The organism is Prevotella sp. AM23-5 (assembly GCF_003473645.1).
GTDB lineage: Bacteria > Bacteroidota > Bacteroidia > Bacteroidales > Bacteroidaceae > Prevotella > Prevotella copri_A.
Genome location: NZ_QUCG01000041.1, coordinates 1 through 18,744, shown reverse-complemented (window position 1 = coordinate 18,744; position 18,744 = coordinate 1). Strand labels below are relative to the sequence as shown.

The 18,744-nt window shown below is 46.5% G+C and carries 11 protein-coding genes; 8 read left to right on the top strand and 3 right to left on the bottom strand.

Annotation, left to right across the window (positions count from 1 at the left end; genetic code table 11):
* The first annotated feature begins 24 nt into the window (after positions 1–24).
* From DW657_RS10745 to DW657_RS10725, 5 genes are all read left to right on the top strand, one after another.
* Positions 25–3,138 (top strand): TonB-dependent receptor, encoded by a 3,114-nt coding sequence (locus tag DW657_RS10745; RefSeq protein ID WP_118312499.1) that lies wholly within the window; start codon positions 25–27, stop codon positions 3,136–3,138.
* Between the two features lie 31 nt (positions 3,139–3,169).
* Positions 3,170–4,906, top strand: a complete 1,737-nt coding sequence (locus tag DW657_RS10740; protein ID WP_118312504.1) for a RagB/SusD family nutrient uptake outer membrane protein — start codon at positions 3,170–3,172, stop codon at positions 4,904–4,906.
* A gap of 44 nt (positions 4,907–4,950) precedes the next feature.
* Positions 4,951–6,669 carry a DUF4980 domain-containing protein gene (locus DW657_RS10735; RefSeq protein WP_118312498.1) on the top strand — a complete coding sequence of 573 codons (1,719 nt, stop codon included), beginning with the start codon at positions 4,951–4,953 and terminating at the stop codon, positions 6,667–6,669.
* Between the two features lie 163 nt (positions 6,670–6,832).
* Entirely contained in the window at positions 6,833–7,984 is a 1,152-nt protein-coding gene (locus DW657_RS10730) for an MFS transporter (protein WP_118312497.1), read from the top strand.
* Between the two features lie 77 nt (positions 7,985–8,061).
* Positions 8,062–8,952: a carbohydrate kinase gene (locus DW657_RS10725; protein WP_118312496.1), complete on the top strand. Its 891-nt coding sequence runs from the start codon at positions 8,062–8,064 to the stop codon at positions 8,950–8,952.
* A gap of 288 nt (positions 8,953–9,240) precedes the next feature.
* On the opposite strand, the gene DW657_RS10720 is transcribed toward DW657_RS10725, so the two are convergent.
* The 3 genes from DW657_RS10720 to hflX form a co-directional block, all read right to left on the bottom strand.
* Positions 9,241–10,899 (bottom strand): fumarate hydratase, encoded by a 1,659-nt coding sequence (locus tag DW657_RS10720; RefSeq protein ID WP_118312495.1) that lies wholly within the window; start codon positions 10,897–10,899, stop codon positions 9,241–9,243.
* A gap of 96 nt (positions 10,900–10,995) precedes the next feature.
* A complete protein-coding gene (locus DW657_RS10715) occupies positions 10,996–12,852 on the bottom strand; it encodes a DUF4954 family protein (RefSeq protein ID WP_118312494.1) in 1,857 nt (618 codons plus the stop codon).
* Between the two features lie 21 nt (positions 12,853–12,873).
* A complete protein-coding gene (hflX, locus tag DW657_RS10710) occupies positions 12,874–14,121 on the bottom strand; it encodes a GTPase HflX (RefSeq protein ID WP_089544780.1) in 1,248 nt (415 codons plus the stop codon).
* Positions 14,122–14,448: 327 nt separating this feature from the next.
* On the opposite strand from hflX, the gene DW657_RS10705 reads away from it, so the two are divergent.
* From DW657_RS10705 to DW657_RS10695, 3 genes are all read left to right on the top strand, one after another.
* Positions 14,449–16,449 carry a glycoside hydrolase family 97 protein gene (locus DW657_RS10705; RefSeq protein ID WP_118312493.1) on the top strand — a complete coding sequence of 667 codons (2,001 nt, stop codon included), beginning with the start codon at positions 14,449–14,451 and terminating at the stop codon, positions 16,447–16,449.
* Between the two features lie 781 nt (positions 16,450–17,230).
* On the top strand, positions 17,231–17,671 hold the full coding sequence (locus DW657_RS10700; protein ID WP_199658350.1) for a hypothetical protein: 441 nt from the start codon (positions 17,231–17,233) through the stop codon (positions 17,669–17,671).
* A 60-nt stretch (positions 17,672–17,731) separates the two neighbouring features.
* Complete coding sequence (locus DW657_RS10695) at positions 17,732–18,730, top strand: restriction endonuclease subunit S (RefSeq protein WP_118312492.1); 999 nt, start codon at positions 17,732–17,734, stop codon at positions 18,728–18,730.
* The last annotated feature ends 14 nt before the right edge of the window (positions 18,731–18,744 follow it).

The window sequence follows — 18,744 nt, the reverse complement described above, 5'->3', positions numbered from 1 at the left end:
GAAACTTAAAACGTTAGAAATAGTATGAACAATCTTTCAAGATTACTGATGAGCTCTGCGCTCTGTACTGTTTGCACCGTAGCTAGTGCACAACAGGTAAATGTAAATGGCATTGTGAAAGATGCTGCTGGTGAGACAGTCATTGGTGCATCTGTCATGGTGAAAGGCACAAAGACTGGTACTGTTACCGACTTTGATGGTAACTTTCATGTAGAATGTGCTCCTGGTTCCACACTTGTTATATCTTATATTGGATATAAGACGCAAGAAGTAAAGGCTTCAGACAATATGGTGGTAACACTTCAGGAAGATGCCAACGACTTGCAGGAAGTGGTTGTAACAGGTTATACCACTCAGAAGAAGGCTGACTTGACCGGTTCCGTGGCTGTGGTTTCAACCAAGAACCTGAAGACAAGTTCAGAGACTGACCCAATGCGTGCTTTGCAGGGTCGTGTTCCTGGTATGACTGTTACTACTGATGGTTCTCCTATTGGTTCTGGAACCGTGCGTATTCGTGGTATCGGTTCTTTCAACTCTTCTCAGGACCCTCTTTACATCATAGATGGTGTGCCTACCACTATGGCATTGAATACCCTCAATACAAATGATATTGAGAGTATGCAGGTTTTGAAGGATGCCGCTTCGGCTTCTATCTATGGTTCCCGTGCATCGAATGGTGTCATCATCATCACCACCAAGAAAGGTAAGAAGGGTAGCAAGGTTGCTGTTGACTTCTCTGCCAACCTCACTGCACAGTTCTATTCCAACCAGTCGAAGATGAAGCTGATGAACTCCAGCCAGTATGCTACTGCGATGGCTCAGGCAGCCCTGAACGATGGACTCGATCCTGTAGCTTATGCTGCCAACTACGGCATCGACTTGAATGCGGCCTCTGGAACTCCAATCACCGTTTGGAATCCTGCTACCAACCAGTATCAGAACTATACGATCAATGGTCGATATGATGGCTACATCAATGCCAAGAAGACCATGCGATTCTCAGATACCGACTGGCTCGATGAAATCTCTCGCACAGGTTTCTCGCAGAACTACGACCTCTCTGTATCTCATGCCAATGACAAGCATAGCGCCATGTTCTCCTTGGGATACAAGAACAATGAGGGAGTCTTGAAATATACCGACTTCGAGAATATCTCAGCTCGTTTGAATACCTCTTGGAATTTGAACAAGATTGTTACCGTAGGCGAGAATGTAACATTGACTTATACCTCTCAGGTAGATTGCCATCCGATGGAGAATGCCTTGAAGATGCCTTCTATCGTTCCGGTTTACGAAGAAGATGGCAAGACCTTCGCTGGTCCAGTGGGTAGTATGGCCGACCGTCAGAACCCTTGTCGTGAGCAGTATCAGAACCGCAACAACCACCTCGACTACTGGCGCATCTTCGGTAATGCTTTTGTAGAATTGAAGCCTGTCAAGGGATTGACCCTGCGTTCTAACTTCGGTTTGGATTTCAAGACATCGTTTATCAATGCGATGACGAATACTTATCATTCCGATATTGTCAACAATGACATCGCCAAGACAACGCTCTCGAATAACAATGAGACTAACTGGACATGGTCTAACACAGCCCAGTACGTTACCCAGATAGGCAAGCACAATATCGATGTACTCGGTGGTATGGAATTTTCCAAGCAGTCGGTTATCGATTTCTCAGCCTATTCAGAAGGCTATGCGCTGGAAGATAAAGATTATATGTGGCCAAATGCTGCAACAGGAACGATGCGTAACTCGGGTGCAAAGGTAGGCTATCGCCTGGCTTCTTTCTTTGGAAAGGTGAACTACAACTGGGATGATCTCCTCCTGGCTTCCTTCACTATCCGTCATGATGGTTCATCACGTTTCGGTAAGGCTCATCGCTGGGGTACTTTCCCTGCTGCATCCCTCGGCTTCCGATTCTCCAATCTTCTGAAGAAGGATTGGTTGGATGATGCCAAGCTGCGACTCTCTTGGGGTCAGACGGGTAACCAGGCTATCGACAACAATGCACAGTTTGGTCTTTATGTAGTGGATTACGGATTAGACCGTGTAACCTCTACTGCATACGACCTCTTCCTGCAAGGTTCAGGTACCTTCCCTTCTGGTTATCGTGCCACACAGTTGGCTAACCCTAACTTGAAATGGGAGGCTGCTACCCAGTATAACGTAGGTTTGGATTACACCCTGTTTGGCAACACCCTCTATGGTACAGTGGATGCCTATATTAAGAATGTGAAGGATATGTTGATTAATCCTGCTTATCTGGGTGCAACTGGTGAAGGTGGAAATTCATGGCAGAATGGTCCTTCGCTCCGCAACTGGGGTATGGAGTTCACCGTGGGCTATCGCAAGACCTTGGCTAATGGACTTGGCATCGACGTGAACGGCAATCTGGATTTCTTCCGCAACAAGGTTACTTATTTGCCAGCAACAACAACAGGTGCTTACGCTCACACATCTACGGAAAACCTGGTGCAGAGTGGCAAGTCTTATGGTTCTATCGTAGGTTATGTAGCCGATGGAATTTTCCAGAATCAGGAAGAAGTAGATAAGTCTGGACAGCCAAACGCACGTGTCGGTGGATTGAAATACAAGGACTTAGATGGTAAAAATGGAATTACTTCAGATGACCAGACTTGGATTTTCGACCCTGTGCCAGCCTTCTCTTATGGTTTGAATATTGCTCTCAACTACAAGGGCTTTGATTTCAGTATGTTCTGGCAGGGTGTCTATGACCAGGATGTGTATAACAACCAAAAGTTCCAGACCGACTTCTGGGCTATTACTGATGGTGGTTCTAACAAGGGTACCCGTTTGCTCGATGCTTGGAATACCAACAATACCGGTTCTTCTATCCCACGTCTGAGCACCATGAACACAGCCGATGAGGGTCGTGCTTCCTCTTACTACGTTGAGAATGGATCTTACTTGAAGTTGCGTACCTTGCAGGTGGGTTACACCATCCCAAGCAGCATCCTCTCTAAGTTGAAGATGACAAGTGCCCGTGTCTATCTCTCAGGTCAGAATCTTTTGACCATCAAGAGCAATAGCCTGACCTGTTCAGACCCAGAGAATCCAAACTGGAACTATCCGCTTTCAACATCCGTATCATTCGGACTTCAGGTAGGTTTCTAAAATGTTTCATATTTTTAAAGAGAATTCTAAGATGAAAAAGTTATATACAATGGTGCTTGCAGCAGCACTGATAGGAACATTCACCAGTTGTGATGATTTCCTGGATTACACCCCAACAGCTGTGGTTGATGAAGACAAGGCTTTCAGCGAGCCAGACAAGATGGTAAACAGTGCCTATGCGATGTTGGGCGACTGTTGGTATTCTTACCCATTCAACCTTTGGCCATACGGCGACCTTTCTTCAGACGATTGTTTGAAGGGTGGCGGTGGTACCGGTGACACCGGTTATCACGATGTGGAGATCTGGAGTACCTTGACCTCTACTAAGGGCGAACTCGACGAGTTATGGTATCGTCTCTATTGTGCCGTTTCCCGTTGCAACCGTGCCTTGGTTTCTTTGCAGCAGAATGGTGAGAGCACACTGGGTGCTGAGCTAACCAAGCAGCGTGAGGCAGAGGTTCGCTTTCTCCGTGCTCATTTCTATTTCAAGTTACTTACCATGTATCGTCAGATTCCTTGGATAGACGAGAAGGTTTATGAGGATAAAGCAACAGAGAGCACATCAAACACTCAGTTTACTTACGAGGAATTGTGGCAAAAGGTGATTGCTGACTTCCAGGCAGCATACGATGTACTTCCTGCTAAGCAGAAGGATGGCGGTCGTGTCAACAAGATTGCTGCCGCAGGTTATCTGGCTAAGTGTTATCTTACCATTGCCTGGGGTGATGGCTATGAGGCAACTGATGGTGTTGACCATATTAATAAGGAGTATATGCAGAAGGTTGTCGACTATACTGATGTGGTGAAGAATTCAGACTATGGTTACATGGCAGACTTCGGCGACATCTTCCTGCCTGACAATAAGAACAGCAAGGAGTCAGTTTTTGCCGTACAGGCTTCCGACTATAGCGAGGACCATACTACCTTCGGACGTGGCAACTGGTCTAACGTGCTGAATGGCTGTTGGGGTATGTGGTCTTGCGGATGGGATTTCCACAAGCCTTCACAAGACCTGGTGAATGCCTTCAAGACCAAGAACGGACTTCCTGAGTTTGATGACTACAACAAGACTTGTGATTATCCTGTAAACGGTGAGCCTAATAGTCAGAAATGGGATCCACGTTTGTTCCATACAGTAGGAATGCCTACCTTCCCATATAAATATGAGTCAGAATACACGATGACTACGGCCAACTCTCGTACACCAAACGTTTATGGTTACTATACCTCTCTGAAGGAAGTACCACAGCGTTCTAAGGGTGAGACATTCAATGGCTCTTGGCAGGCGTTTGCCATGAACGACTACGTGCTCCGTTATAGCGACATCATGTTGATGCGCGCTGAGGCTTTGATAGAGTTGGGCCGTCTGGCTGAGGCTCGTACCATCATCAACGATATCCGTCAGAGAGCCAAGAATTCTGTGGATAAGCATATTGAATATGCCAAGGATCAATGTGATATAGCCCTCTATCCGGAGTCTTATTTCCAGGATAAGGAGACGGCAAGAAAGTGTCTTCGCTGGGAGCGTCGTCTGGAAATGGCTATGGAGAACGGCCGCTTCTTCGACTTGCGCCGCTGGGGCATTGCTTCTGAGACACTGAACAAGTATTTCGAATCTGAGAAGAAAGATCAGTATGGAGAGCAAACATACGCACAATACTTGAAGGATGCCAAGTTCACACCGGGCAAGAACGAGTTCTATCCGGTTCCATATAACCAGCTGTATTACATTCCTGGTCTTTATAAGCAGAATAAGGGATATGAGTAATTACCTATCGGTATTTTTAGATAATAATTTCAGAAACTTAGACAATGAAAAAGATATTTATTTCAGCGCTTGTCGCTCTTTGCGGTTTTACCGCCAGTTATGCCCAGCAGGCTTCCTTTTTGAGCAATAATCACTGTCTCTATCGCATCAGCCAGGAGAGCCAGAACCAGAAGTGTCTCTTGCTCCCTGTGCAGGAAAATGCAGAGATGGCAAATATTAAGGTGATAGCCAACAACAAACAGGTGAAAGCCTTCAATGTGAAGTTGGCTAAAGACCACGTAGATTATTACGTGCCTCTCTATATGAATGAGTTTGCCGGTTTGAAGGGCCTGGCTCTCGATATCCATGTCAATGGCGATTATAGCAAGGAGGGTTTGAACGCCCTCACTTGCTGGGAGAACATGAAGTTCTCTGATACTTTCGATATGAAGAATCGCGAGCAGTATCGTCCGGATTTCCATCACACTCCTGCTTACGGATGGATGAACGATCCTAATGGTATGTTCTATAAGGATGGCGTATGGAATCTCTATTTCCAGTATAATCCTTACGGATCACAGTGGGAGAATATGACCTGGGGACATTCTACATCTACCGACTTGGTACATTGGAAGTTCCAGGGTGCCCCTATCCAGCCAGATGCAATTGGTACCATTTTCAGCGGTTCTGCCGTTGTGGATAAGAATAATACCGCTGGTTTGGGCAAGGGTGCTGTTGTGGCTCTCTACACTTCGGCTGGTGAGAACCAGACACAGAGCATGGCTTACAGTACAGATAACGGCAAGACCTTTACCAAATATGAGGGGAATCCGATCATCACCAGCAATGTGCCTGATTTCCGTGACCCTCACATGTTCTGGAACGAGGATATCAAGAAGTGGAATATGATTCTGGCTGCCGGTCAGCACATGGAAATCTATTCTTCAGATAACTTGAAAGATTGGAAATACGAAAGCTCTTTTGGTGAGAAGTATGGCAACCACGGTGGTGTTTGGGAATGCCCAGACCTGATGAAGTTGAAGGTTCGTGGCACCGATAAGGAGAAGTGGATGCTCATCTGCAACATCAACCCTGGCGGTCCATCCGGTGGTTCAGCAACCCAGTATTTCGTAGGTGATTTCGACGGACACAAGTTTACTTGCGAAAGCAAGCCTGAGGTGACCAAGTGGATGGATTACGGAAAGGATCATTATGCTACAGTTACCTTTGATAACGCACCAGAGGGTCGCCACGTGGCTATTGCCTGGATGAGCAACTGGCAGTATGCCAACCAGGTTCCTACCCAGCAGTACCGTTCAGGCAACTCTATTCCTCGCGATTTAGGTCTCTTCGAGTATAAGGGTGAAACTTATTGCAGCGTGGTTCCTTCTCCAGAGATGACAGCAGCAAGAAGCAAGAAGGTAGGCAAGAAACTCACAGAATCTTGCGAGATGGTTGTGAATCTGAAGGGAAATGCTACTATCACTTTGAGCAACGACAAGGGCGAGAAGGTAGTGATGAACTACGATGCCAAGGCAGAAACCTTCTCAATGGATAGAACCAAGAGTGGTAAGGTGGATTTCAGCAAGGACTTCGCTGCAGTCACCAAAGCTCCAACCTACGGCAAGATCAGCCAGCTGCGTATCTTCATCGACAAGAGCAGCATCGAGGCTCTGGATGCTGACGGCAAGATGTCCATGACCAATCTCGTGTTCCCAAGCAAGCCTTACAACAAGGTTACTGTAAAGGGAAAGGGTAAGTACCAGGTTTACGACATCAAGTAACCTCATCTGTTAAGAACTGAATCTATAAGATAATTGTTTCTTAGCGTGTTACTGATGTAACAATGCAACAAAAATGGTAGCCGATGAACGATATTTTATGATATATTGTATCGTTTATCGCTACCTTTGCACCAGCAAAATAGAAACAATAACGCTAACAATTATGAATAAATCATCAAAGTTATCAATTATCCCGGTGATGCTCTGTTTCTTCGCCATGGGATTTGTAGATTTGGTAGGCATCGCCTCCAACTACGTAAAGGAAGATCTCAACCTCAATGATGCAACAGCCAATCTGTTCCCATCGCTGGTATTCTTCTGGTTTCTCATCTTCTCGGTTCCAACAGGAATCTTGATGAATAAAATAGGTAGAAAGAAGACAGTGCTCCTGTCTTTGCTCGTTACCGTCATCTCCCTCCTTTTGCCTATCTTTGGCGAAAACTTTGAGCTGATGCTCGTGTCGTTCTCATTGCTCGGCATCGGAAATGCCTTGATGCAGACCTCCCTGAACCCGCTGGTTTCCGTGGTGACATCAGGCAGGAATCTTGCTTCTACTTTGACTTTTGGTCAGTTCGTGAAGGCGATAGCTTCCTTCCTGGCACCATACATCGCCATGTGGGGCGCCATGGCAAGCATTCCAACCTTCGGTTTGGGCTGGAGAATCCTCTTCCCAATCTATATGGTTATCGGAATCGCAGCTACCTTCTTCCTGGCTGGTACACCTATCGAGGAGGAGAAGAACGAGGGTAAGGCTTCCGGCTTTGGCGAGTGCTTCAAGTTGCTCGGCAAACCTATCGTGCTGCTTTCCTTCATCGGTATCATGTGCCATGTAGGCATCGATGTGGGTACCAATACCACAGCTCCTAAAATTCTGATGGAGCGTCTGGGATGGACGCTGAACGAGGCTGCCTTCGCTACATCGCTCTACTTCATCTTCCGTACCATCGGATGTTTCACCGGTACCGTTTTCCTCCGCATGATGAAGACCCGCACTTTCTTCCTCATCAGCGTAGTGATGATGGCTCTGAGTATGATAGGCATGTGGGTAGGCGAGAGCAAGATGATGCTTTATATCGCCATCGCCCTGGTGGGATATGGCAACTCTAACGTGTTCTCCATGATTTTCTCTCAGGCACTTCTTGCCATGCCTGATAAGAAGAACGAGGTGAGTGGATTGATGATCATGGGACTCTTTGGTGGTACCATCTTCCCATTGTTCATGGGATTCGCCAGCGATACATTCGGTCAGGTAGGTGCCGTGGCAGTCATGGCAGTAGGTGTAGTTTATCTCTTCACTTATATCCGCAAGTTATAATCCGCAGGTTATCATTGCAAGCATAATAAAAAACGTTTACTATCGTTTATAACGTATATATATAATAAGGTGTAATTATGGAAACAAAGAATTTAGATACAAAATATTGTGTAGGTTTGGGTGAGATTCTCTTTGACGTTCTCCCTACTGGTTCTCAACTCGGCGGTGCTCCTGCCAACTTCGCTTACCACGCTGGTCAGCATGGTTTGCATTCTGTAGCCGTCAGTGCTGTGGGTAAGGATGCATTGGGCGACACAGCTCTCCGCCTGCTCGATGAGAAGAAGCTCAAGTATGTGATGCCTGAGGTAGAATTCCCTACAGGTACCGTTCAGGTGCAGCTCGACAAGGAGGGTGTTCCTACATACGATATCAAGCAGGGTGTGGCTTGGGATAACATCCCATTCACCGATGATATCAAGGAGATTGCTGCCAATGCCGGTGCTGTTTGCTGGGGCTCTCTGGCTCAGCGCAGTGAGGTTAGCCGCAAGACCATCTATCAGTTCCTCGATCATACTCCAGAGGATTGTCTGAAGATTTTCGACATCAATCTCCGTCAGAACTTCTATACTCCGGAGGTGATTACTGAGAGTTTGAAGCGCTGCAATGTGTTGAAGATTAACGATGAGGAGTTGATTACCATCGGTCGTCTCTTCGGTTATCCAGGTTTGGATATCGAGAACAAGTGCTGGTTGATTCTCGGCAAGTACAATCTCGATATGCTCGTATTGACCTGCGGTGTGAATGGCAGCTATGTCTTTGCCCCAGGTGTGAAGTCATTTCAGGAGACTCCAAAGGTTGAGGTGGCTGATACCGTAGGTGCAGGCGATAGCTTCACCGGTACTTTCTGTGCCAGCATTCTGAAGGGTAAGAGCATCCAGGAGGCACACGAGCTTGCCGTTAAGGTAAGTGCATACGTTTGTACCCAGAATGGTGCAATGCCTCAGATTCCAGAGGAATATACATTGTAAGGCTCCCCATTTGGGCAGTAAGTATTAGTTTGAATTGTTGGTTTTTAGTGAATAGTTGATATATAGGTTTAATGTTGATTGATTAGCTGCTATCTGCTTGTGAAGAGTAGATAGCAGCTCTATTTTTTTTAGGAAAACATGGAATTATGAAAAAGCAGTTTATCTGTGAAGAATAATTTAAAGGTAAAAAGGTAAAAAAGTAAAAGGACCTTTAAAAGAAATACAGATAAAGAAAAAAGCTCAAGGCTGATGGCCCTGAGCTTTTTTAATATGATAATGTCTGTGTCATTACTTCTGGCATTCCTTGCAAGGAGTCCAAGGCTTCAACTGCTTGAAGAAGTCGTTGCCCTTGTCATCTACGAGGATGAATGCAGGGAAGTCCTCTACGGTAATCTTCCAGATAGCCTCCATACCGAGCTCAGGGTACTCTACGCACTCGATGCTCTTGATAGAACTCTGAGAGAGAACAGCAGCTACACCACCGATAGTACCGAGGTAGAAACCACCGTGCTTCTTGCAAGCCTCTGTAACAACATCACCACGGTTACCCTTGGCAATCATTACCAAGCTAGCACCGTGATCCTGGAACTCATCTACGTATGGGTCCATACGGTTAGCTGTGGTAGGTCCCATAGAGCCACATGGATAGCCCTCTGGAGTCTTGGCTGGTCCTGCATAGAGGATAGGGTGGTTCTTGAAGTACGCTGGCATCTCCTCACCTGCATCCAGACGAGCCTTGAGCTTGGCATGAGCGATGTCACGAGCCACGATGATGGTACCCTTCAGGTTTACACGGGTGCTTACAGGATACTTGCTCAACTCGGCACGTACTGCATCGATACCCTTGTCGAGGTCAATCTCGATACCCTTGGTACCCTCACCTGGGTTGCGGAGCTCCTCAGGAATCAGCTCTGTTGGGTTCTCATCCATCTTCTCCAACCAGATACCGTCCTTGTTGATCTTAGCCTTGATGTTACGGTCGGCAGAGCAGCTTACACCCATACCGATAGGGCAGCTTGCGCCGTGACGAGGCAGACGGATGACGCGGATATCGTGAGCCAGATACTTACCGCCGAACTGTGCACCCAGACCAATCTTGTGAGCCTCTTCGAGGAGCTTGTTCTCCAACTCTACATCGCGGAAAGCACGACCGGTCTCATCACCTGTAGTAGGCAACTCATCATAGTACTTGATGGAAGCCAACTTCACGGTAAGAAGGTTCTTCTCTGCAGAAGTACCACCGATAACGAATGCGATGTGGTAAGGAGGACATGCAGCTGTACCCAGACTCTTCATCTTTTCTACAAGGAATGGGAGCAGTGTACCCTCGTTCTGGATAGTAGCCTTGGTCATAGGGTAGAAGTAAGTCTTATTGGCAGAGCCACCACCCTTAGCTACCATTACAAAGCGGTACTCGTCGCCCTCTGTAGCCTCGATATCGATCTGAGCAGGGAGGTTGCAACGGGTGTTCACCTCATCATACATGTTGAGAGGAGCGTTCTGAGAATAGCGGAGGTTGTCCTGTGTAAAGGTGTTATATACACCCAGGCTCAAAGCCTCTTCATCCTCGAAGTCGGTCCATACACGCTGACCCTTCTCACCGTGGATGATAGCTGTACCTGTATCCTGGCAGAATGGGAGGATGCCCTTAACGGCAGTCTCTGCATTGCGAAGGAACTGGAGCGCTACGTACTTGTCGTTCTCTGAAGCCTCTGGGTCGCTGAGAATCTTAGCCACCTGGAGGTTGTGCTCACGACGGAGCTTGAACTCTACGTCGTGGAAACCCTGCTGTGCGAGCAAAGTCAAAGCTTCCTTTGAAACCTTGAGGATAGTCTTACCCTCGAACTCTGCTGTGCTTACGCCTTCCTTAGAGATAAGGCGATACTCTGTCTTGTCCTCTCCAAGCTGAAACATTGGAGCGTACTTGAAATCAGGAATGTTTGCCATAACTACGTTTTTGTATATTTATAAGTTATTTATAATGTTTATGTATATTCTATCTTTGATGTATATTCTTTCATTGAAGAAGGGGGCTGACGAACCTTAGTTCTCATATTCCACTTCCTTGTCGAGGTTGTCCACGAAGTTTCTGAATACTTCTTCCTCCACATCTCCCATCGCATACTCCTTCTCCGCATCCTTCTTGATTTCCGCAATCCAGGAGCGGCGGGCACGGATATAGTCTTCGTGAATGCGGTTGGCATCTTCCAGCGTAATCTCAGAGATTCCGTAGTAATCGCAGATCACGCTGTAGGTCCATGCCCACTGATATTCACGATAGTTGTTGTTGATCTCCTCGAAGCGATCCAGCAGCTGCTGGATGGTCTCGATGTTGCCTTCTCTCATATCCTTCACGATGCGGTCTTCCTCGCTTACCGGAAGCAGGAGTCCTGAGAGGTCATCCCAGTCGCCCACGCCTGTCTGGGTAGATGGAGGGGTGATGGCTGGATCCCGTTTCAGCACTCGCTTCAGCACGGCACCCATATAGATTCTCAAGGCGATGTCGTAGTATTTGATGCCCTTATGGAGCGATGTAGCAGGGATGATGTACTCGTGATAGAGATACTGCGATACATTGTCGCCCGTTACCTCGCGGAGACTCTCCAGAATCTTCTTGCCCTTCAGAATTTCGCCCACGGAGAAAGGAGAGAGCCAGTCGAAGTTCACGATGCTCTTGCGGTTTTCAGGAGCACGGAGATCTCGTTTCGGCCACTTCTTGATGTCGCGGTACAGACCCACGGTGGTGATGTTTCTGCCTGGGATGAGGAACATCTTGTCGCCATCGGCTATCAGATAGGCGAATGGCAGGTTGCGGGTGTTAGGGTGGTGCATCAGCTTGCCGAAGCATACTGAGAACGAACCCAGGGTGGCTGGCATCAGCAGGTAGGCACCGCTGGCTGTCTTCGAACCACGCTCCAGGATGCCCCAGTGCATAGGACCCATCTTGTAGGCATGGTTGCTGAAGTTGGTGGCTGAACCGGCATTATAGAATGAGAACATTCCGCCGATAAGCAGACTGCTCTTATGATGCGATGCAGTGAATGGACCACAGAAGGCGGCGCACGCCTCACCGTTGCTCATATAGCTGTTGGCAAAGAATACGGAGGCTGAGGCTGTAAAACCGTTGCTCAGCTGGCAGGCTTCGCCCACGAAGCAGTCCTGTATCTTCACGCTGTTGATAACGCTGGAACCCTCGGCGATGATAGAGTTTTCGATGATGACTCCCGTGCCGATATATACGTTGCCGTGAACCGAACCGAGCAGCGTACAGTCGCTGAGTCGTGAAGCACCGTTTACCTCGCAGAGGTCGTTGATTACGCAGTTGGTAATCTCCTTGGTGTTCACAATCTTCACGTTGCTGCCAATCTGTCCTCTTTCCGGCGCCTTGTTTTCGATGTCGGTCTTGATGAGCTGTCGGATGTTCTCCTTCAGTTCCTTGTCGGAGAAATGCTTCACCATGAAGGCAGCCAGCTGGCTGTTGAGGTCGGAGAAGAGAATCACGTTTCCTTCGCCCACCTCGTTGAGCACGCTCACCAGGTTACCCTCGCCGAAGGTAGCTCCCTCGGTGGTTTCCATCGTAGAGATGTTGGAGATGTAGCAGTCATCACCAATGGTGTAGTTATTGATGAAGTTGCCCACGTTCTCGATGAGACAGTCGTCTCCGATGGTTACGTTTCTCAGGGTGGCATTGTTGATGCCGGAATGCTTTACGAAGCCTTGGCTCACCTCCACATTCTTGTTGAAGGCACCGATGTTTACCTCGCCATAGAGCATCACGCGATGCATGTAGTTGGGCTTGAAGTCTTCTGAAACATTGATTGAAGTCCAGTCTTCAGCCCAGCAGTCGTTGCTCTTGAGTACCTCGATTTCCTCGGAGGTCAGAGATCTGTAGTCATTCATTGTTGATATGTTTTTAGGGAATTATTCGTAATCCTGGTACAGGAAGTCGTTGTATGGATACTTCTGTACGTGCAGTTCTCTTACCTTTTTATATAGCACCTCTCGGAACTCGTCGATGTTCTCCTTGTTCTTTGCAGAGATGAAGAGACAGTCGTCGTTGAGCTTTGCCATCCAGGTTTTCTTGAGATCTTCCAGCGGGATGTTCTCCTTCTCCATCGGAGTGAGGTCGTCTTCCTCCTTCTCCACCCAGGAGTAGTTGTCTATCTTGTTGAAGATGATCATCGAAGGCTTGTCGGAGCATCCTATTTCCTCCAGGGTCTTTTCCACTACCTGGATCTGCTCCTCGAAGTCTGGGTGGGAGATATCCACCACGTGCAGCAGGAGGTCTGCCTCACGGGTCTCATCCAGGGTGCTCTTGAAGGAATCCACCAGGTCGGTAGGCAGCTTGCGGATGAATCCTACGGTGTCGGCAAGGAGGAATGGCAGGTTATCTACCACCACCTTTCTCACGGTGGTATCGAGGGTAGCAAAGAGCTTGTTTTCTGCAAACACCTCGCTCTTGCTGAGCAGGTTCATGATGGTGGATTTTCCCACGTTGGTATAGCCCACGAGAGCCACGCGGATCATTCTTCCGCGGTTCTTGCGCTGGGTAGTCTTCTGCTTGTCTATTTCTGCGAGTCGCTCCTTGAGCAGGCTCATTCTGCCGAGGATGATACGGCGGTCCATCTCGAGCTGGGTCTCACCCGGTCCACGCAGACCTACCGATCCCTTTCCGCCACCGGAACCAGAACCACCGCCCTGTCGCTCCAGGTGAGTCCAGAGTCGCTGCAGTCTTGGCAGCATGTATCGGTATTGTGCCAGCTCTACCTGCGTCTTGGCAGCAGCAGTCTGGGCACGCATGGCGAAGATGTCGAGGATGAGCGAAGTACGGTCGAGAATCTTCACCTGCAATTCCTGCTCGATATTTCGGATTTGCTTGGCAGAGAGTTCATCATCGAAGATCACCATACCTACTTCTCTGTCTTCCTCTTCCTCGTCCTTGATGTATTGCTTGATTTCCTCCAGCTTACCCTTTCCCACATAGGTGGTCTGGTTTGGCGACACCACCTTCTGCGTGAATCGCTTCACGGTGACGGCGCCTGCGGTATCTGCAAGAAATTCCAACTCGTCGAGATATTCCTTGGTCTTGGCTTCGTCCTGTGTCTTGGTAATAAGACCCACCAGCACAGCGGTTTCCGCCTTGACTTCTGATATTACAAATTCTTTCATTCTTTACGTACGTATTATTATAGGTGCAAAGATAATAAAAAAAATGCTCTTATTATATATATAAGGTGAAAATTATGTTTTTTTTATGAAAGGGACCGCAAGGCTACGGGGTGGAAATCGGTATTTGCGAACGCAGGAATCGGCATGTCTGAATGCTGAAACATTCAAAAACTCAAAAGCCTGGACGTGATGTCGGGGGTTTTTGGCATTAAATCCCTTTAAATTAGCGAAAAATATCTATTTTTAAATGATTATTTCTCCTCTTTCTTCAAGATTTTGCTTATCTTTGCAGGCATTAAAATAAATCAAACCTAAGAAGAAAATAATATGAAGCAAAAAATGAGTATCGCTGGTATTTTGTTGCTTGCTGCTTTGGGTATGCAGGCTAACAACTATACAGTGAAGTCGCCAGACGGTAAATTGGTGGTGAATGTTGCTTGTGAGGGAGGCAAGGCTTCCTACACGGTAGATTACAATGGCAAGCAGATGCTGGGAACTTCGGCGCTCGGTCTGGTTGCCAATTATGGTGATTTCTCAAAGGATCTCACCATGGGCATCCTAAAGGGTGGGGAAGTGAAGCCGCTTTCTTACAAGATGACCCGCATCAAGAAGAGTGACATCAAGAAGGATGTGGTGGATGCTACCATCGGTTTCCTCAACAGTAAGAAGGATTCCATGACCCTCCATCTTCATGTAAGCAACAACGACCTCGCCTACAAGTATGAGATGAGCCGTCCTAAGAAGGATAATCCTAAGTCGGTGATTATCTATAATGAGGTGAGTGGATTCAATTTCCCGGAGAAGACCACTACCTTCCTCTGTCCTCAGATTACTCCGATGACCGGTTGGGAGCGCACCAAGCCATCTTATGAGGAGGAATATACTCCGGATGCTCCGATGAACGTGAAGTCGCAGTTTGGTGTAGGCTATACTTTTCCTTGTCTCTTCAAGGTAGGAAACGATGGATGGGTACTGGTCAGCGAAACCGGTGTGTCGAGCGCTTATCCAGGCAGTCGTCTTTCTGATTACGAGCCAGGCAAGGGCTATACCGTAGCCTTCCCTCAGAAGGGTGAGAACAATGGCATCGGTTCTGAATTTGCCGGTATCCCATTGCCGGGTGAGACTCCTTGGCGTACCATCACCGTAGGTTCATCGCTGGCTCCTGTCGTAGAGACCACCATCCCTTACGATGTGGTGGAGCCTTTGTATGAGGCATCCCAGACCTACAAGCCTTCCCGCTATACCTGGAGCTGGCTCATCTGGCAGGATAACTCTGTCAACTATGATGATCAGGTGAAGATGATAGATGTTGCTGCTGCTCAGGAGTATGAAGCCGTATTGGTGGATGCCTTGTGGGACAAGCAGATAGGCAGAAAGCGCATCGAAGAGTTGAGCAAGTATGCCAAGAGCAAGAAGGTAAGCCTGATGCTCTGGTACAATTCCAACGGTTTCGAGAATGATGCTCCTCAGACTCCTCGTCAGATCATGAATAATTCCATCGCCCGCAAGAAGGAGATGGCTTGGATGAAGAAGATAGGCGTGGTAGGCATCAAGGTGGATTTCTTCGGTGGCGACAAGCAGGAGACGATGAAGCTTTACGAGGATATCCTCAGCGATGCCAACGATTATGGCTTGGAGGTCATCTTCCATGGCTGCACCTTGCCACGTGGTTGGGAACGCATGTATCCTAACTATGTATCCAGCGAGGCTGCCTTGGCTTCAGAGAATGTATATTTCACGGATTATCATGCCAAGAAGGAGGCTTTCGAGATGACGATGCATCCATTCTCAAGAAACGTCGTAGCTAGTTTCGACTGGGGTGGCGTGATGATGAACAAGTATTTCTCTAAGGATAACAAGAGCCGCCACCAGCGTTATACCAGCGATGTGTTCGAGATGGCTACTGCCATCACCAACCAGAGCAGCGTAAACTGCATCTGTCTCTATCCTAACAATTTGCAGGATGTACCACAGTGGGAGTTGGATTGGCTCAAGAATGTACCAACTGCATGGGAGGATACCAAGTTTATTGCCGGTTATCCAACCAAGTATGCGGTAGTGGCTCGCAAGTCGAGTGTTGAGAATGGTTCCGGTGCTGCGCTTACAGCCGGCAGATGGTTCGTAGGCGGACTGAATGCTACAGACAAGCCTCTTGCCCTGACCTTGGATTTGCCGATGTTTGCGGGTAAGACCGTTACTTATATCACCGACCAGCCAAAGAAGAAGGGCGAGAAGTTCTTCACTTCTGTCAAGAAGACTTTGAAGGTTGGAAAGGATGGTAAGGCAAAGGTGGTAATTCAGCCTAATGGCGGTATCATCATCGAATAATCTTCATGTATTAGGCTTCGATTGCCTACGTGAAAATTTTACGGGCATCGATTGCCTACGTGAAAAAGTTTTTTTCTCGAAAAAAGTATCAAAGTCTCATTTTTGCTTGAAAAATGTGGTTTAAATACTTGATATATAATAAGATATTGGGAATGAGACTTCTCGGATTTTGAGCCGAGAAGTCTCATAGATGTATCATGGAAGTCTCATTGGCTTTTTTAACTCTATTTCACCTGTAGATGTTCTATGGTTATGTCAATATAATCAGGATAAGTCATGGTGATGTGTCTACTTTTTCAGTTCATCAGTTGGTCTCTTTATGCCCTCCGGTTGGTCTGTTTGTGCCCGTTACACGGGCATCCGTAGCCCACCAAGTGGGCATCGGCAGACCGTGTGCTGGGCAGCTATTGCCCATAGCGTGGGCAACGAGTGCCCAAATATAGGATTTGTTTTTGGGCAATATTCTTTTGAGTCTTTGCGATGTTTAAACTATCTTTTTGCGATGTTTAAACTGACTTTTCTTGATGTTTTAATAGTCTTTTCTCGTGCATCGTGTTGTCTTTAATGATACTTCTACAGTCTATAATGATACTTTCATGATACTTCTTTCTGCTTTTTTAGAGAAGTCTCATTGAATGTAAATACTTATGTATCAGTAATATATTATGATATTTCCGGCGAAAAATGAGACTATGATACTTTTCGAGAAAAAATATTCACGTGCGTAAAAGCGGATAGATGCTATTTCTTTGTTTTTTGCGTATCTTCGCGAAAGTTCAGAGTGAGTCGAAAAAATGCCGTATCTTTGCAGCGTCAATATTATGATGGCTACCATTTCAGTGAGTATTCGGAGGATGTGTTTAATCCGTTCAGTCTTATAAGAGCATTGTCTGGTCAGAAGATTGATGCCTACTGGTTTGGTTCCGGTACGCCAAGCTATCTTATCAAGGGTTTGCAGAAATATCATGTCAACGTGACTGATATCGAGCAGAAGAGCGTGAGTGTGGATGATTTCGATGTGTCGCCCGAGCAGATGACTTCAGCCCTGCCTCTGCTTTATCAGAGTGGTTATCTCACCATCAAGCAGTATAAGCCGTTCACCAAAAGTTATAGGCTGGGGTATCCTAACCAGGAGGTGAAGATCAGTATGGAGAAGCTTCTTGGTGTGATTTATGATAGCATCCAGCGTACTGTCAGTGAGTGGATAATTAAGGAGGGATGATAAACTTATCTGTGTCTATGCTTTGTTTCTGTTTTTAGAATCTAGCAGCAGCTTTATGCAATATATTTAACTTCTGATAAGCCGCATTATCCGTTTGAACTGCCGAAGGGGTGGGCTATCACAGATATTGGTGAGCTGCTTATTAATAGAGATGGTGAAAGAAAACCTGTATCGTCAGCAATTCGCTGTAAACAAAAAGATAAAGTTTATGATTATTATGGAGCTGCAGGTGTTATTGATAAGGTTGATGAGTATTTGTTTGATGAACGCCTGTTACTTATAGGGGAAGATGGAGCAAATTTACTTTCAAAAAGTAAAGACAATGCTTTCTTTGCCGATGGCAAATATTGGGTGAATAATCATGCTCATGTGTTAGATGCAACAGATAAATCAATTTTAGATTTTGTGGCAATTGTAATTAACTCCATGAAGTTGGATGATTTCATTACAGGCTCTGCACAGCCAAAATTATCACAAGATAATCTAAACAAGATTCCTGTTATGTTGCCTCCTATTAATGAACAATGTCGCATATTGAAAAAAGTCAAGCATTGGTTTTCATTGATAGCTATGATAGAGCGTTGCAAGGATAATTTACTTAAAACAATTAAGCAGACCAAATTCAAAATCCTCGACCTCGCCATTCACGGCAAACTTGTACCGCAAGATCCCAATGACGAGCCTGCCAGCGAACTGCTCAAACGTATCAATCCAAAGGCAGAAATCACTTGTGATAACCCCCAATATGGCAAGCTGCCGAAGGGATGGTGCTTATGTAAGATTTCTTCTGTTGTAGATATTGTTAATGGTAAATCTCAGAAAAATGTAGAATCATCAACTGGTAAATATCCAATTTATGGTAGTGGAGGTATTATCGGAAAGGCTATGGAATATACATGCTTGGCTGGTTCTACCATTATCGGAAGAAAAGGTACTATAAATCATCCTATTTTTGTTGAAGAGAATTTCTGGAATGTTGATACTGCATTTGGCATGAAAGCAAACAATCAAATTTTAGAAGATAAATACTTCTATTGTTTTTGTTCAATAGTTCGTTAAAATTTGAGATAATG

What these genes read in the sequence shown, in the direction of transcription:
- DW657_RS10745 (WP_118312499.1), top strand. Translation starts at nt 25, where the DNA reads ATGAACAATCTTTCAAGATTACTGATGAGCTCTGCGCTCTGTACTGTT.
- DW657_RS10740 (WP_118312504.1), top strand. Translation starts at nt 3,170, where the DNA reads ATGAAAAAGTTATATACAATGGTGCTTGCAGCAGCACTGATAGGAACA.
- DW657_RS10735 (WP_118312498.1), top strand. Translation starts at nt 4,951, where the DNA reads ATGAAAAAGATATTTATTTCAGCGCTTGTCGCTCTTTGCGGTTTTACC.
- DW657_RS10730 (WP_118312497.1), top strand. Translation starts at nt 6,833, where the DNA reads ATGAATAAATCATCAAAGTTATCAATTATCCCGGTGATGCTCTGTTTC.
- DW657_RS10725 (WP_118312496.1), top strand. Translation starts at nt 8,062, where the DNA reads ATGGAAACAAAGAATTTAGATACAAAATATTGTGTAGGTTTGGGTGAG.
- DW657_RS10720 (WP_118312495.1), bottom strand. Translation starts at nt 10,899, where the DNA reads ATGGCAAACATTCCTGATTTCAAGTACGCTCCAATGTTTCAGCTTGGA.
- DW657_RS10715 (WP_118312494.1), bottom strand. Translation starts at nt 12,852, where the DNA reads ATGAATGACTACAGATCTCTGACCTCCGAGGAAATCGAGGTACTCAAG.
- hflX (WP_089544780.1), bottom strand. Translation starts at nt 14,121, where the DNA reads ATGAAAGAATTTGTAATATCAGAAGTCAAGGCGGAAACCGCTGTGCTG.
- DW657_RS10705 (WP_118312493.1), top strand. Translation starts at nt 14,449, where the DNA reads ATGAAGCAAAAAATGAGTATCGCTGGTATTTTGTTGCTTGCTGCTTTG.